This window comes from Pseudonocardia adelaidensis (assembly GCF_039543345.1).
Taxonomy (GTDB): Bacteria; Actinomycetota; Actinomycetes; order Mycobacteriales; family Pseudonocardiaceae; genus Pseudonocardia; species Pseudonocardia adelaidensis.
The window spans coordinates 91,910-106,014 of sequence record NZ_BAABJO010000022.1 but is presented as its reverse complement, the minus strand read 5'-3'; the positions used below and the strand labels follow the sequence as shown (position 1 = coordinate 106,014).

Below are 14,105 nucleotides of genomic sequence, written 5' to 3'. Positions count from 1 at the left end.
CGCGTGATCAGCGGAAGGGAACACGAACTGCACCGATGTCCCTACCCGGCCGATCAACCGCGCCCCCGCCCCGACATCAGCCATCCGACCGCCGATCACGGTATCGGTCGCGATCGGATCGACCGGCGACCGGCCGGGCCACCGACCCGAGCGCATCGGCCAGGCCCTCGACGCCGGCGCCTTCCGACACCCACGCGATGTAGCCGTCCGGGCGGACGAGCAGGCCGGTGATCGGCATCGCTGCCGCCGCCTTGGCCGTGACGACGTGCACGCGCTCGCCCCACCGCTCGGCGGTCTCGCGCACCGCGGGCGAGTCGGCGAGGTCGAGCAGCAGGGGGCGGCCGTCGTGGCAGTGCTCCCCCAGCCTGCTGCCGTCGGCGAGCTCCAGGTCGGGCGCGCCGGTGCCGACCAGGGGATGGTCGCCGCCGAGGTCGTAGCGGTGCAGCACACCGGACAGCTGCTTCGCCAGGTAGGTGGCACCGTCGGGGGTGGCGAGCAGGTCGCCGACGACCTTCTGCAGCGCGCGGGTGCGCGGCTCGGGGCGCATCAGCGCGACCTGCGCGCGCGTCCAGTCCAGCACCCACTCCCCGACGGGGTGCCGCTCGCGGGTGTAGCTGTCGAGCAGCCCGTCGGGCGCGTGGCCCCGGATCGTGGCGGCGAGCTTCCACCCGAGGTTCACCGCGTCGCCGATCCCCAGGTTGAGCCCCTGGCCGCCGAACGGGGAGTGGACGTGCGCGGCGTCGCCCGCCAGCAGCAGGCGGCCGCGGTGGTAGGTGCTCGCCTGCCGGGCGTTGTCGGTGTAGCGGGTCGCGGAGAGCACGTTCGTGATCGTCACGTCCGCGCCGGACACCCGCCGGAGGCTGCCCTCGAGCTCGGCGGCGGTCACGGGCTCGTCGCGCTCGGCGGGCGGGCCGTCGAACTCCACGGTGAGGATCCGGCCCGGGACGGGACCGTGCGCGTAGACGCCCGTGTCGGTGCGGTTCCAGCCCGGCCGCAGGCCCTCGGCCCCGGTCATCTCGACGACGGCCTGCCGTCCCGTGATCTCCGGATCGGTGCCCGGGAAGTCGAACCCGCCGTGCCTGCGCACGATGCTGCGGCCGCCGTCGCACCCGACCAGCCACCCGGCGCGCACGGTCCCGGCGCTCGTCCGCACGACGACGCCGTCGTCGCCGGCGTCGAACCCGGTGACGTCCACGCCGCGGCGGAACCCGACGCCCGAGGCGAGCGCCCGCTCGGCCAGCACCGCCTCGATCGCCTGCTGGCGTACCAGCAGCACCTCCTGGGCGGGGCCCGCGTCGCGGAAGGCCGCATCGGTGAAGTCGACACCGCCGATCCCCACCATGATCCCGGCGAAGTGACCGACAACGGGTGGCGCCTTCGGCCGCTCCCCCGCCCCGACGAACGCGGCCACCTGCTCGAAGGCCCGCCGCTGCTCCTCGACGAGCGGCGGCAGCAGGCCCCGCCGGTAGAGCGCCTCCGCGGTGGGCACGGTGATCGACCCGGCCTTCAGCGTGGGGTCGATCTCGGTGCGCCGTTCGAGCACGAGCACCTCCACCCCGGCCAGCCCGAGCTCGCACGCCAGCATCAGCCCGACCGGCCCCCGCCGGCGATCACCACCTCGTGGTCCATCGTTCCCCCCAATCTTGGACCCAGTAAAAGTTTATGACCGGTACAGTACACGCATGCCGGAGCAGGGACTGCGCGAACGGAAGAAGCAGGCGACCCGCCGCCGCATCGCGGATGTGGCCACCGCCCTCTTCGCGGCACGCGGCTTCGACAACGTCACGGTCGCCGAGGTGGCGGAGGCGGCGAACGTCTCGAAGATGACGGTCTTCAACTACTTCCCGCGCAAGGAGGACCTCTTCCTCGACCGGCACGCCGATCGGATCGCGGCACTGGAGGAGGTCGTCCGCGAGCGGCCGGAGGGCACCTCGGTCGTCGAGGCGATGCGCCGCCACCACCACGAGCTGCTGGCCGCGCGCCACCCCCTGTCCGGGGCGATCGAGGGCGTCGTCGGGTTCTGGCAGGTGCTGCGCTCCAGCCCGGCGCTCGTGCAACGGATGCACGAGCAGGGCCGCGAGATCGAGGACGCGCTCGCCGCGGTGCTCGCCGAGGAGGACCCGGACGCCACGCGCACGCGGGTGGTGGCAGGCCTGCTCACCGCTGTGATCGGTTCGGTCTTCGGGATCGCCGTCTCGCGCATCCTGGACGGCGACGACGTCGAGGAGGTGCGCCGCGACCAGGTCGGCGTGCTGGACCGGGCCTTCGACCTGCTCGAACACGGCGTCGGCGGCTACGGGAGGCGTTGATCAGCCGCCGAGGGCGCGGGCGAGCGACGTGGCGAGCACGCTGGGCCGGCCGGTCAGCCGCTCCTCCTCGTCCGCGACGGTCATCGGGCGCAGGCCGGCGTTCACCAGCAGCCAGCGCAGCGGCTCCGGTTCCCACCGGCGGGAGCGGTGGCCCACCCAGGGCAGCCCGACCAGGGGGTCGTCGCGGCCGAGGACCAGGGCGGCGAGGGTGCGGCCGGCGAGGTTCGACGTGGCGACGCCGTCGCCCACGTACCCGCCCGCCCAGCCGAGCCCGTCGGGACCGAGGCCGACGCCTGCGTGCCAGTCGCGCGGGATGCCGAGCGGCCCGCCCCAGTCGGGCGTGTACGTCGCCCCGAGCACGCCGGCGGCCCCGACCAGCACGGACGCCTCGTCCGGCCCGAGCAGCTCCACCCGGTCGGGCCCGCCGGACGCCTCGGTGCGGGCCCGCGTGAGCTGTGCGCGCGTGCGGGCGAGCACCAGCGTGCCGCCCTTCACCCAGCCGCAGTCGATGCCCTCGTCCGCGACGGCCGTGCCGACCTCGTCCACCGCGGCGCGCATCGCCGCGCGCATTGCGTCCGCGGCGACGGCCCCGTGGCGGCGAGCCAGCGCGGCCCGCCCGGCCGGGAACAGCGCCGAGCACCAGCCGCCGTTGCGCCCGCTCGCCCCGAACCCGGCGACCTCCCGCTCCACCACGAGCACCCGCAGCGCCGGGTCACCGCGGAGCAGCGAGTACGCCGTCCAGAGCCCGGTGCGGCGCCGACGATGCAGACGTCGGCCTCGGCGTCGCCGTCGAGCGGCGGGCGCGGCGTGAGCGGGTCGCCGTCGGCGACGACCTGCTCGAGCCAGAGGTTCAGAGCTTGGCCCACGCCTCCGTCAGCACCTCCCGCAGGATCCGCTCGATCTCGTCGAACTCCGCCGGGCCGGCGACGAGCGGCGGCGCGAGCTGGACGACGGGGTCGCCGCGGTCGTCGGCGCGGCAGTAGAGGCCGGCGTCGAACAGGGCCTTGGAGAGGAAGCCGCGCAGCAGCCGCTCGCACTCCTGCGCGTCGAACGTCTCCTTGGTGACCTTGTCCTTGACCAGCTCGACGCCGAAGAAGAAGCCCTCGCCGCGGACGTCGCCGACGATCGGCAGGTCGAGCAGCTTCTCGAGGGTGGCCCGGAACACCGGCGACTGCACGCGCACGTGCTCGTTCAGGCCCTCCCGCTCGAAGATGTCGAGGTTGGCCAGCGCGACGGCCGCCGAGACCGGGTGCCCGCCGAACGTGTAGCCGTGCAGGAAGGTCGCCGTGCCGGAGCGGAACGGCTCGAACAGCCGGTCACTGGTGATCATCGCCCCGATCGGCGAGTAGCCCGAGGTCATGCCCTTGGCGCAGGTGATGATGTCCGGGACGTAGCCGTAGCTGTCGCAGGCGAACGTGGCCCCGATGCGGCCGAAGGCGCAGATCACCTCGTCGGACACGAGCAGCACGTCGTGGCGGTCGCAGATCTGGCGCAACCGCTCGAAGTAGCCGGGCGGCGGCGGGAGGCAGCCGCCCGCGTTCTGCACCGGTTCGACGAACACGGCGGCGACGCTGTCGGCGCCCTCGGCGAGGATCGCCTGCTCCACCTGGTCGGCCGCCCAGCGCCCGAACGCCTCGAGGTCGCCCGCCACGTGCTCGGGGGCCCGGTAGGCGTTCGTGTTGGGCACCTTGGCCGTGCCGGGTACCAGCGGCTCGAACGGCACCCGGTAGTCCGGCACGCCGGTGATCGACAGCGCGCCGTGCGGGGTGCCGTGGTAGGCGACCTGGCGGCTGATCACCTTGTGCTTGGTGGGCTTGCCGGTGAGCTTGAAGTACTGCTTGGCGAGCTTCCACGCGCTCTCGACCGCCTCGCCGCCGCCCGTGGTGAAGAAGACCCGGTTCAGGTCGCCCGGTGCGTGGTGCACCTGGAGCTGGGCGGCAAGGCGCCGGTGATCGTGTTCGACGACGCCGACGTCGGGGCCGCCGCGCAGACCATCGCCGAGTCCGGCTACTTCAACGCGGGCCAGGACTGCACGGCGGCCACCCGCGTGCTCGCCGCCGCGCCCGTGCACGACGAGCTGGTGGCCGCGCTCACCGCGCGCCACCCGCACCGGCCGCCCCGACGACGAGGACGTGCTCTTCGGCCTGAACAACCGCACCCAGCTCGACCGCGTCACCGGCCTGCTGGGGCGGCTGCCCGACCACGCCACCGTCACCACCGGAGGCACCCGCCCCGGCGGCGGCCTCTCCGGCGGCTTCTTCCTGGAACCCGCCGTGGTGTCCGGCCTGTGGCAGGACGACGAGGTGATCCAGAACGAGATCTTCGGCCCGGTGATCACCGTGCAGCGCTACGCCGACGAGGAGGAGGCGATCCGGCTCGCCAACGGTGTGCGCTACGGCCTCGCCTCCAGCGTGTGGACGCGCGACTTCGGCGGGGCCATGCGCACGAGCAGGCGGCTCGACTTCGGCTGCGTCTGGATCAACACCCACATCCCGCTGGTCGCGGAGATGCCGCACGGCGGCTTCAAGCACTCGGGCTACGGCAAGGACCTGTCGGTCTACGGATTCGAGGACTACACGCGTGTGAAGCACGTCATGGCCAACCTGGACAGCTGAACCGGAGGCCAGGATGACCGAGGTGATCAACCGACCGGGCGGCACCGCCCCCGGCGACAAGGGCCTCAAGGGCGGCGCGCTGGGGCTGCTGTCCGGCGTCGTGATCGGCCTGGCGTCCACGGCGCCCGCCTACAGCCTCGCCGCCAGCCTGGGCGCGCTCGTACTGCTGGTCGGGGAGAAGGCGCCCGCCGTCCTGCTGCTGGCGTTCGTGCCGATGTACCTGATCGCGCTCGCCTACCGGGAGCTCAACCGGGCCGAGCCGGACTGCGGCACGACGTTCACCTGGGCCGCGCGCGCGTTCGGCCCGTGGGCGGGCTGGTTGGGCGGCTGGGGCATCATCGTGGCCGACGTGATCGTCATGGCCAACCTGGCGCAGGTCGCGGGGCAGTACTCGTTCCTGCTGGTCGGGGCGGACGCGCTCGCGGAGAGCACGCTGTGGACCACAGTGGCCGGCGTCCTCTGGATCCTGGTCATGACCTACATCTGCCACCGGGGCATCGAGATCTCGGCCCGGCTGCAGTACGCCCTGCTGGGCATCGAGCTCGTGGTGCTGGCCATGTTCGCGGTCACCGCGCTCGTGCGCGTCTACGCGGGCGACGCTCCGGAGGGCTCGATGGTGCCGAGCCCCGGCTGGCTGTGGCCCGGTGGGCTCGAGGCCTCCGACCTCGTCGACGCCGTGCTCATCGCGGTGTTCCTGTACTGGGGCTGGGACACCGCCGTGGCCGTCAACGAGGAGAGCGACGAGCCCGGCCGCACGCCGGGACGCGCCGCGGTGCTGTCGACCCTGCTGCTGCTCGTCACCTACGTCCTCGTCGCGGCGGCGGCGGTGGCCTTCGCGGGCACCGGCACCGAGGGCATCGGCCTGGGCAACGAGGAGAACTCCGACGACGTGTTCGCCGCGATGGGTTCCGCGGTGTTCGGCGAGTCGGGCTTCGGGCACTTCCTCGCGATCCTGCTGATCATCTCGGTGCTGACGTCGTCGGCGGCGTCCACCCAGACCACGATCCTGCCCACGGCGCGGGCGGCGCTGTCCATGGGCGCGTACCGGGCGCTCCCGAAGCGGTTCGCCGAGATCCACGCGCGGTACCTCACGCCGACCTGGGCCACCTGGGGCATGGGCATCGCGTCGATCGTGTTCTACGTCGGGCTCACGCTGGTCAGCGGGAACGTGCTGGCCGACTCGATCTCCGCCACCGGCCTGCTGATCGCCTTCTACTACGGCCTCACCGGCTTCGCCTGCGTGTGGTTCCACCGCAGGGAGCTCTCGGGGCGCGGGCTGTGGACCAAGGGGGTGCTCCCGGGCCTCGGCGGGGTGATGCTGCTGGTGGCGTTCGCCCTGTCGAGCATCGACTACGCGTCCCCGGACGCCGGCGCCACCACCGTCTTCGGGATCGGCGGGGTCTTCGTGATCGGCATCGGGGCCATCGTGCTGGGCGCGGTGCTGATGCTGGTGTACAGCCGGATCGCTCCCGCGTTCTTCCGCGGCGAGACGTTGCGCCCCGGCACGCCGGACCGCACCTAGCGTCACGTCCAGGGACGCAGCTTCTCGGGATTGCGGACCGCCCAGATGCGGGTGATCCTCCCGGCCGCGACGGCGAACGCGTACACCGTGATCGTGATGCCGTCCCGCTGGGCGACCAGGCCGGGCTGGCCGTTGACGGTGCGCTCCAGGAGCGTCACGCCGGGCAGCCGGCCGGCGATGTCGATGCAGGCGCGCGCGACGCGCTCGCCGCCCTCGGTCGGGTGGAGGGCGGCGCTGGCGAGGCCGCCGCCGTCGGCGACCGCGACGGCGTCCGGGTCGAGCAGGCCGATGAGGGCCTGGACGTCCCTCGCCTCCCACGCCTGCTTGAACTCCCTCACGAGCGCGGCCTGCTGAGCCGCCGGGCCGGCCGGCGCCGGTGCCGCCCTGATGCGGCGGCGGGCCGAGGACGCCAGCTGCCGGCACGCCGCGGGCGTGCGGCCCACGATCTCCGCCACGTCACCGAACGGGTAGCGGAACACGTCGTGCAGGACGAACGCCACGCGCTCGGCAGGCGTCATCGACTCCAGCACCACGAGGAACGCCATGCTCACCGACTCGTCCAGCGTGACCCGGTCCGCCGGGTCGTCCCCGCCGTCGGGCAGGGGCTCGGGGACCCACTCACCCACGTAGCGCTCCCGCCGCACCCGCGCCGAACGCAGCAGGTCGAGGCAGATCCGACCGGCCACCGTCGTCAGCCATGCGCCCGGGGACCCGATCGCGTCCCGTTGCTGCCCGGACATCGCGTACCAGCGGGCGTAGGTCTCCTGCACGACGTCCTCGGCGTCCGACAGCGACCCCAGCAGCCGGTACGCGAGGTTGATCAGCTGGCGGCGCTCGCTCATGACGGCGCTCAGGCCCGGGTCGGTCACGATGTCCGGCTCCCCTCTCGTGTCCCCACACCGGTCCGACGACGCGGGGACCCGCTGTGTGAGGTCACGTGCCACCTCACGTTCCGGCGGGCCCGATCGTCGTACCGCACATGACCGACTTCCGTTCCATCGCCGACCGCGTCGAGATCGAGGCGCTGCGCGCCGAGTTCACCGACGCCGTCATGATGCGCGATCGCGCCCGCCTCGCGTCACTGTTCACCGAGGACGGCGTGCTGCGGATGCCCAACATCCCCGTAGAGCAGATCGGCCGGGAGGAGATCCGCGCCGGGGGCGAGCGACTGCAGGCCCAGCACGAGTTCTTCGTGCAGACGACCCACCCCGGCACCGTCCGGCTCGACGGCGACACGGCGACCGGTCGCGCCTACATCCAGGAGATCGGGCGCACCCGGGATGGCCGCCAGGGGCTGAACTTCGCCGTTTACCACGACCGCTACCGGCGCACCGCCGACGGGTGGAGGTTCGCCGAGCGCGTCTACGAGGTCAGGTACGAGGACAGCAGCCCGCTGGCGGGCTCGGCACCACCCTCCACGGGCACGCCGGTCTGATCCCGCGGGGGACACTGTCGGGGTGATCCCACAGGCGAGCGCCGCCTCGCGGCTCGGCGTGCACGTCCTCGCCGACGTCACCGACGTGGCGGACCCCGCGTGCTTCGACCCGGCCTTCCTCGTCGACGCGTTCCTCGGCGCACTCCGCGAGGCGGGCACGACGGTCCGGCGCACGCTGGTCGAGGAGTTCACCCCGCACGGCACGAGCGTCATGGTGGTGCTCGCGGAGTCGCACGCCTCCCTGCACACGTGGCCGGAGCGGCGGACCATGCTGATCGACGCCTTCACCTGCGGACCGGTGTCGCCCGAGCCCGTGGTCGAGCGGTTCGCGGCGAAGCTCGGGCCGTGCCGGGTGGAGGTGACCAGGGTCGACCGCGGGGCCCCCGCGGGGGATCGCTGACCATCACCACTCAGGCCGGCTTGCGGCCCCAGGTCAGGAAGAACGGGTGGGACATCACCACCGTGTGCGGGTCGTCCAGGTGCGCCCGGGCCGCGGCGTCCAGCTCATCGAACTCCGCCCCGCCGGCCAGCCCGAGCTCCAGCACCTGCGGGCGCATGCTCCGCACCAGGTCCAGCAGGATCGTGCGCCGGGAATGGCCCTTCGGGAACACCCGTACCGTGGCCTCCACCTCCACGTCGGCGAGTCCGGCCCGGCGGAACAACTCCGGCGCCCGGCGGCCGATCTGCGGATCGGCGCCGTTGCGGGCGAAGACCACCGGGAAGATCTCCCGCATCCGGCTGATCGCCGGATGGGGCGGGTGGCAGAGCTCGTACTCGCAGTCGGGCTCCAGGGACGCGACCAGGCCGCCGGGCCGGGCCAGCCGCACCATCTCGGCGACCACCCGCACCGGCTCGGGCACGTTGACCAGCAGGGTACGGGTGTGCACCAGGTCGAACGAGCCGGACGGCAGCCCCGTGCACCGGGCGTCCGCAGCCATCACCTCGACGCCGTCCAGCCCGCGTTCGGCGGCGAACCCCGCCGCCATCGCGACATGTGCCGGGTCGGCATCGATGCCGACCACCCGGCCGCCCGGCGACACCCGGGCGGCCAGCAGCTCCAGCACGCCCCGCGGCCCGCAGCCCAGGTCGACCGCAACGTGCCCCGGCCGCAGGCCGGCCCGGTCGAGCAGCATCTGGCTGGCGGGCGCCAGCTCGTCGGCCTGCCGCAGCAGCCGGACCCGCTCCGCCTCGCTGCTGCCCAGCGTGTAGACCGCGTTCGCGTCCCAACGCGTTTCCGTGTCCGGCGGACCGATGGGCTCCCCCACGCCCCCTGCTACCCAGGACCCCGCGGCGGTCGGGCACCCGCGGGGGCCACCGTGACGCTACCGCCGATCCGAGGCGCGAGCCGGTGTCGGACGCCGGCAGCACTCAGTCGTGGCGCAGGTCGAAGGGGAGCACCGAGCGGGCGCGCAGGGCCTCGGCGTCGAGCGTGGCGGGCCGGAGGCCGAGCGCGTCCAGCCGCCGCACCATCTCGCCCGCCGGGTCCGGCCCGGCGGCCCGGCGCCCGGTCAGGAACGCCCACTCGTGCTCGTCGCTGACGTACGGCACGACCTGGGCGAACACCTCGCGGAACCGGTCGAGCGCCGCACGGAGCGTCGCGTTGCGCCATAGGGCCGGGCTGCCCGCCTGGGACACGACCACCCCGCCCTCGGTGAGCAGCTGCGCGCAGCGGCTCAGGAACGCCGCGCTGTAGAGCCGGTTGAGCTGGGCCTCGGGGTCGTCGGGGCGCTCGTCGGGCAGGTCGACCACCACGACGTCGTAGCGGCCCGCCGTCTCCGCGACGAACGCCAGCCCGTCGCCGTAGTGCACCCGCACCGGACCGTCGTGCCGCTCGGCGGCGGCCAGCTCGTCCGGTGAGTATCCGTAGGGCAGGTGCTCCGCGCACGCGCGGACGCAGTCCGGGTCGATATCGACGTGGTCGACGACCTGCGCCCCCGCCGCCACCGCCAGCTGCGAGACGACACCCTCGCTGGACCCGATCACCAGCACGCGCTCGCGGTGCGCGGCGAGCAGCGCGGCCGGCAGGAACAACGCCTCGTGGTACACGAGCTGCGTCGACTCGGCGCTCTGCCGCTCGTCGTCGCAGAAGAGGGTGGTGCCGTGGGCCGTCTCGGCGATGAGCACGTGCTGGAACGGGGTGCGCGCCTCGTGCCGCACGCCGTGCAGCCGCCAGTGCCGGGTGAGCCCGGCGCCGAGCACCTCGACCACTTCACGACCGGACATCAGACGACGTGCACCGGGAGCGGCGCGATCCCGTTGAACCCGACCGACGCGTAGGAGGCGGTGTACGCGCCGGCGGCGAGCAGGTCCACCGCGTCCCCCGCCTCGAGGGACAGCGGCAGCGGGCACGGGGTGCGGCGGTACAGCACGTCGTCGCCGTCGCAGGTCGGTCCGGCCAGCACCACCGGCTCGTCCGGACCCGTCCGGCCGGGTACGCGCAACCGGTACGCGATCGCCTCGTTCTCCGTCTCCGCCAGCCCCGAGTACCGGCCGACGTCGAGGAAGACCCAGCGCCGGTGGTCGACGCCCGGCCGGCGCGACGCCCGCAGCACGGTCGACCGGATCAGGCCGGCCTCGGCGACGAGCGCCCGTCCCGGCTCCAGCATCAGGTCGGCACCCGCGGCGGCGGCGCGGATCGCGGCGGCGTAGGCGGCGAGGTCCGGGACGGGATCGCGGTAGGCGACCGGGAAGCCGCCGCCGACGTCGAGCACCGGGCGGGGCAGCCCCGCGTCCTCCGCGACGTCCCGGGCCGCGGCGAGGCCATCGGCGAAGGCCTCCGGCCGCACCTGCTGCGAACCGCTGTGGAAGGCGATGCCCTCCGGGACCAGCCCGGCGTCCGCGACGGCGCCGACCAGCCGGACGGCCTCGTCCCGCAGCACCCCGAACTTGGCGGCGAACGGGGTGGCGGACCCGGCGTCGGACACGAGCAGCCGCACCAGGACCCGCGCCCCGGGCGCCCGCGCCGCGAGGAGCCGGACGTCCTCGGCGCTGTCGGTGACGAACCGGCGCACCCCCGCGGCGTGGGCCGCGGCGACGTCACCCGGCCCGCGGACCGGGTTTCCGTAGCAGATCCGGTCGGGGTCGGCCCCCGCCGCGATCACGAGCTCCACCTCCCCGGGGCTCGCCACGTCGAACCCGCAGCCGAGCGCCACGAGCGTGCGCAGCACCTCGGGGTGCGGGCAGGCCTTGACGGCGTAGTGGACCTCGGCGGCAGGCAGGGCCGCGCGCAGCTGTCCGTACCGGTCGGCGACCACCTGCGGGTCGAGCACGAGGTAGGGCGTCGGCAGGTCGGCGGACGCGAGGAACCGCTCGGTCGCCGGGCTCGGCCCGACCGGATGCCGCACGCGGACCGCGGCCGCGGTCACACCGCGATCACCGTCGGCACGATCATGGGACGGCGGCGGTAGGTCTCCCCCACCCACTTGCCCACCACCCGGCGCACGGACTGCGCGATGCGGTGGGTGTCGGTGATGCCCTCGGACTCGGTGCGCGAGAGCTCGTCCTCCACCAGCGGCAGCACGGCGTCGAGGGCCTTCGGGTCGTCGGAGAACCCGCGCCCCGACAGCTTGGGCACCGACACCGCCCGGCCGGTGTTCGAGTCGATCACCACCGAGATCGAGATGAAGCCGCCCTCGCCCAGCACCAGCCGGTCGGCGAGCGTGCTCTCGCCGATGTCGCCGACCTCGAGCCCGTCGACGTACACCCGGCCCACCTCGACCCGCCCCGTGATCGACGCCCGCCCGTCCACCAGGTCGACGACGACGCCGTCCTCGGCGAGCACCACCGCGTCCTCCTGGACCCCGGTCTGCACGGCCAGCCGGCCGCACGCGCGCAGGTGCCGCCACTCGCCGTGCACCGGCATGACGTTGCTCGGCCGCACCGCGTTGTAGAGGAACAGCAGCTCACCGGCCGGGGAGTGCCCCGACACGTGCACCTTCGCGGTGCCCTGGTGCACCACCGTGGCCCCGAGGCGGGTGAGGCCGTTGATCACGGCGAACACCGCCGTCTCGTTGCCCGGGATCAGCGAGCTGGCCAGGATGATCGTGTCCTCCGAGCGGATCCGCACCGAGCGGTGGTCCCCGCGGGCCATCCGGGCGAGCGCCGACAGCGGCTCGCCCTGCGACCCGGTGGAGACGATCACGAGCTGCTCGTCGGGCAGCTGCATCGCCTCGTCGATCTCCACGAGCAGCCCGTCCGGCACGTGCAGCAGGCCCAGCTCGGTGGCCAGGCCCATGTTGCGCTCCATCGAGCGGCCCACGAAGCACACCCGGCGCCCGTGCGCCACGGCGGCGTCGAGCACCTGCTGCACGCGGTGCACGTGGCTCGCGAAGCAGGCCACGATGATCCGGGCGTCGGCGCGGTGGAAGACCCCGTCCAGCACCGGGCCGATCTCCCGCTCGGAGATCACGAACCCCGGGACGTCGGCGTTGGTGGAGTCGACGAGGAACAGGTCCACGCCCTCGTCACCGAGGCGGGAGAAGCCGGCCAGGTCGGTGAGGCGGCCGTCGAGCGGGAGCTGGTCGAGCTTGATGTCGCCGGTGTGCAGCACCAGCCCGGCCGGCGTGCGGATCGCGACGGCGAGCGCGTCCGGGATCGAGTGGTTGACGGCGAAGTACTCGCAGTCGAACGTGCCGTGGTGCAGCCGCTCCCCCTCCTTCACCTCGAGCAGGTGCGGGGTGAGCCGGTGCTCCTTGCACTTGGCCGCCACGAGGGCGAGCGTGAACCGGGAGCCGACGATCGTCAGGTCCGGGCGCTGCCGCAGCAGGAACGGCACGGCCCCGATGTGGTCCTCGTGGCCGTGGGTGAGCACCAGCGCGTCGATGTCGTCGAGCCGGTCCTCGATGGCGCGGAAGTCCGGCAGGATCAGGTCGACGCCGGGCGAGTCCTCGGAGGGGAACAACACGCCGCAGTCCACGACGAGCAGCCGCCCGTCGTGCTCGAACACGGTCATGTTGCGGCCGATCTCACCGATGCCGCCCAGCGCCACCACGCGCAGCCCGCCCTCCGGGAGCGGCGGCGGCGGGTTCGACGGCAGCTCCGCCCGGTTGACCTCCTCGGGGGCGGCCGCGGGCGGGCGGCCGCGGTCGCGCCGGGGCGGGCGGGAACGACGGTCGGACCGGGAGCGGTCGGACCGCGCGGGGGGATGGCTCAAACTCGTTCCTCGCAGGTTTCGTAGACGCGGTGCGTGTCGTAGACGCGGTGGATGCTCAGTGGTAGGCCACCTCGGCACCGAGGTCGGCGGCGGCCCGGGCGCCGAGCGCACCCTGGCCGTGGTCGGGGACGCCGTGGCTGTCGGCGAGCGCGATGCCGGCGGCCTGCAGGTCGCCCGCGACCGCCATCTCCTGCTCCTCCGTGACCGGCGGCAGCGGCAGCCGCGGGTTGCCGACGTCGATACCGCGCAGGCGCATCGCCGTCTTCGCGAAGAGCACGCCGCCGACCCGCCCCATCGCGCGGATCACCGGGATCGTGGCGTAGTGCAGGTTGCGGGCGCGGTCGACGTCGCCGGCCTCGAACGCCTCGAGCAGCTCGCGCAGCCGGTTGGCCACCACGTGCCCGATCACGCTGACGAACCCGACGGCCCCGACCGAGAGCCACGGCAGGTTGACCGGGTCGTCGCCCGAGTAGTAGGCGAGAGTGGTGGTGGCGAGCACCTCGGTGCCGACGCGCAGGTCGTTGCGCGCGTCCTTGACCGCCACGATCCGCGGGTGCTCGGAGAGGCGCTGCAGCGTGTCCACGTCGATCGGGATCACGCTGCGCGGCGGGATGTCGTAGAGCATCACCGGCAGGTTCGTGGCGTCCGCGACGGCCGTGAAGTGCAGCACGAGGCCGGACTGCGGCGGCCGCGAGTAGTACGGCGTGACCAGCAGCAACCCGTGCGCACCGGCCTTCTCCGCGCCCCGGGCGAGGTGGATGCTGTGGGCGGTGTCGTACGTGCCGGCCCCGGCCACCACGGTGGCCCGGTCGCCGACGGCGTTCACCACCGCCCGCACCAGCTCCGCCTTCTCCTCGTCGCTGGTGGTGGGCCCCTCGCCGGTGGTGCCGTTGACCACCAGCCCGTCGTTGCCCAGCTCGACGAGGTGGCTGGCCAGCTCCTCGGCCTTGGCGAGGTCCAGTCGCCCCTCGGCGTCGAAGGGCGTGACCATGGCGGTCAGCACGCGGCCGAACGGACGGCCGGGCAGGGCGGTGGGGCTCATGCGAAGACGGTACCCCGGCGTGCCCCGGGC

General features: G+C 73.8%; 13 protein-coding genes and 1 pseudogene. 5 read left to right on the top strand and 9 right to left on the bottom strand.

Annotation, left to right across the window (positions count from 1 at the left end; genetic code table 11):
- Positions 1-76 precede the first annotated feature (76 nt).
- Positions 77-1,585 carry an FAD-dependent monooxygenase gene (locus ABEA81_RS26470; RefSeq protein ID WP_345608176.1) on the bottom strand — a complete coding sequence of 503 codons (1,509 nt, stop codon included), beginning with the start codon at positions 1,583-1,585 and terminating at the stop codon, positions 77-79.
- A 97-nt stretch (positions 1,586-1,682) separates the two neighbouring features.
- Here ABEA81_RS26470 and ABEA81_RS26465 point away from each other — a divergent pair, with 97 nt between their 5' ends.
- The gene (locus tag ABEA81_RS26465; RefSeq protein ID WP_345608174.1) at positions 1,683-2,309 is read left to right on the top strand and encodes a TetR/AcrR family transcriptional regulator; all 627 of its coding nucleotides are present in this window, start codon (positions 1,683-1,685) and stop codon (positions 2,307-2,309) included.
- Here ABEA81_RS26465 and ABEA81_RS26460 read toward each other — a convergent pair whose 3' ends face one another.
- Complete coding sequence (locus ABEA81_RS26460) at positions 2,310-2,999, bottom strand: FAD-dependent oxidoreductase (RefSeq protein ID WP_425570663.1); 690 nt, start codon at positions 2,997-2,999, stop codon at positions 2,310-2,312.
- A 160-nt stretch (positions 3,000-3,159) separates the two neighbouring features.
- Positions 3,160-4,233, bottom strand: a complete 1,074-nt coding sequence (locus ABEA81_RS26455) for an aspartate aminotransferase family protein (protein WP_425570662.1) — start codon at positions 4,231-4,233, stop codon at positions 3,160-3,162.
- On the opposite strand from ABEA81_RS26455, the pseudogene ABEA81_RS26450 reads away from it, so the two are divergent.
- Both ABEA81_RS26450 and ABEA81_RS26445 read left to right on the top strand, forming a co-directional pair.
- A pseudogene (locus ABEA81_RS26450) lies at positions 4,225-4,924 on the top strand (aldehyde dehydrogenase family protein). The gene ABEA81_RS26455 and the pseudogene ABEA81_RS26450 sit on opposite strands and share 9 nt — an antisense overlap.
- 13 nt (positions 4,925-4,937) lie before the next feature.
- Complete coding sequence (locus ABEA81_RS26445) at positions 4,938-6,446, top strand: APC family permease (RefSeq protein WP_345608172.1); 1,509 nt, start codon at positions 4,938-4,940, stop codon at positions 6,444-6,446.
- A 2-nt stretch (positions 6,447-6,448) separates the two neighbouring features.
- Here ABEA81_RS26445 and sigJ read toward each other — a convergent pair whose 3' ends face one another.
- Positions 6,449-7,288, bottom strand: coding sequence for an RNA polymerase sigma factor SigJ (gene sigJ / locus ABEA81_RS26440; protein WP_345608255.1), 840 nt, complete (start codon positions 7,286-7,288; stop codon positions 6,449-6,451).
- 137 nt (positions 7,289-7,425) lie between these two features.
- On the opposite strand from sigJ, the gene ABEA81_RS26435 reads away from it, so the two are divergent.
- Positions 7,426-7,881 (top strand): nuclear transport factor 2 family protein, encoded by a 456-nt coding sequence (locus ABEA81_RS26435; RefSeq protein ID WP_345608170.1) that lies wholly within the window; start codon positions 7,426-7,428, stop codon positions 7,879-7,881.
- 22 nt (positions 7,882-7,903) lie between these two features.
- A complete protein-coding gene (gene speD / locus ABEA81_RS26430) occupies positions 7,904-8,281 on the top strand; it encodes an adenosylmethionine decarboxylase (protein WP_345608168.1) in 378 nt (125 codons plus the stop codon).
- Between the two features lie 10 nt (positions 8,282-8,291).
- On the opposite strand, the gene ABEA81_RS26425 is transcribed toward speD, so the two are convergent.
- From ABEA81_RS26425 to dapA, 5 genes are all read right to left on the bottom strand, one after another.
- Complete coding sequence (locus ABEA81_RS26425) at positions 8,292-9,146, bottom strand: methyltransferase domain-containing protein (RefSeq protein WP_345608166.1); 855 nt, start codon at positions 9,144-9,146, stop codon at positions 8,292-8,294.
- Positions 9,147-9,249: 103 nt separating this feature from the next.
- Positions 9,250-10,104, bottom strand: a complete 855-nt coding sequence (locus ABEA81_RS26420; protein ID WP_345608164.1) for a spermidine synthase — start codon at positions 10,102-10,104, stop codon at positions 9,250-9,252.
- Positions 10,104-11,246 (bottom strand): type III PLP-dependent enzyme, encoded by a 1,143-nt coding sequence (locus ABEA81_RS26415; RefSeq protein WP_345608162.1) that lies wholly within the window; start codon positions 11,244-11,246, stop codon positions 10,104-10,106. Before ABEA81_RS26415 ends, ABEA81_RS26420 begins: the two co-directional genes overlap by 1 nt.
- A complete protein-coding gene (locus ABEA81_RS26410; protein ID WP_345608253.1) occupies positions 11,243-12,916 on the bottom strand; it encodes a ribonuclease J in 1,674 nt (557 codons plus the stop codon). The genes ABEA81_RS26415 and ABEA81_RS26410 overlap by 4 nt, the downstream gene beginning before the upstream one ends.
- A 172-nt stretch (positions 12,917-13,088) precedes the next feature.
- On the bottom strand, positions 13,089-14,075 hold the full coding sequence (gene dapA / locus ABEA81_RS26405) for a 4-hydroxy-tetrahydrodipicolinate synthase (RefSeq protein ID WP_345608160.1): 987 nt from the start codon (positions 14,073-14,075) through the stop codon (positions 13,089-13,091).
- Positions 14,076-14,105 lie beyond the last annotated feature (30 nt).

What these genes read in the sequence shown, in the direction of transcription:
- ABEA81_RS26470 (WP_345608176.1), bottom strand. Translation starts at nt 1,585, where the DNA reads ATGCTGGCGTGCGAGCTCGGGCTGGCCGGGGTGGAGGTGCTCGTGCTC.
- ABEA81_RS26465 (WP_345608174.1), top strand. Translation starts at nt 1,683, where the DNA reads ATGCCGGAGCAGGGACTGCGCGAACGGAAGAAGCAGGCGACCCGCCGC.
- ABEA81_RS26445 (WP_345608172.1), top strand. Translation starts at nt 4,938, where the DNA reads ATGACCGAGGTGATCAACCGACCGGGCGGCACCGCCCCCGGCGACAAG.
- sigJ (WP_345608255.1), bottom strand. Translation starts at nt 7,288, where the DNA reads ATGAGCGAGCGCCGCCAGCTGATCAACCTCGCGTACCGGCTGCTGGGG.
- ABEA81_RS26435 (WP_345608170.1), top strand. Translation starts at nt 7,426, where the DNA reads ATGACCGACTTCCGTTCCATCGCCGACCGCGTCGAGATCGAGGCGCTG.
- ABEA81_RS26420 (WP_345608164.1), bottom strand. Translation starts at nt 10,104, where the DNA reads ATGTCCGGTCGTGAAGTGGTCGAGGTGCTCGGCGCCGGGCTCACCCGG.
- dapA (WP_345608160.1), bottom strand. Translation starts at nt 14,075, where the DNA reads ATGAGCCCCACCGCCCTGCCCGGCCGTCCGTTCGGCCGCGTGCTGACC.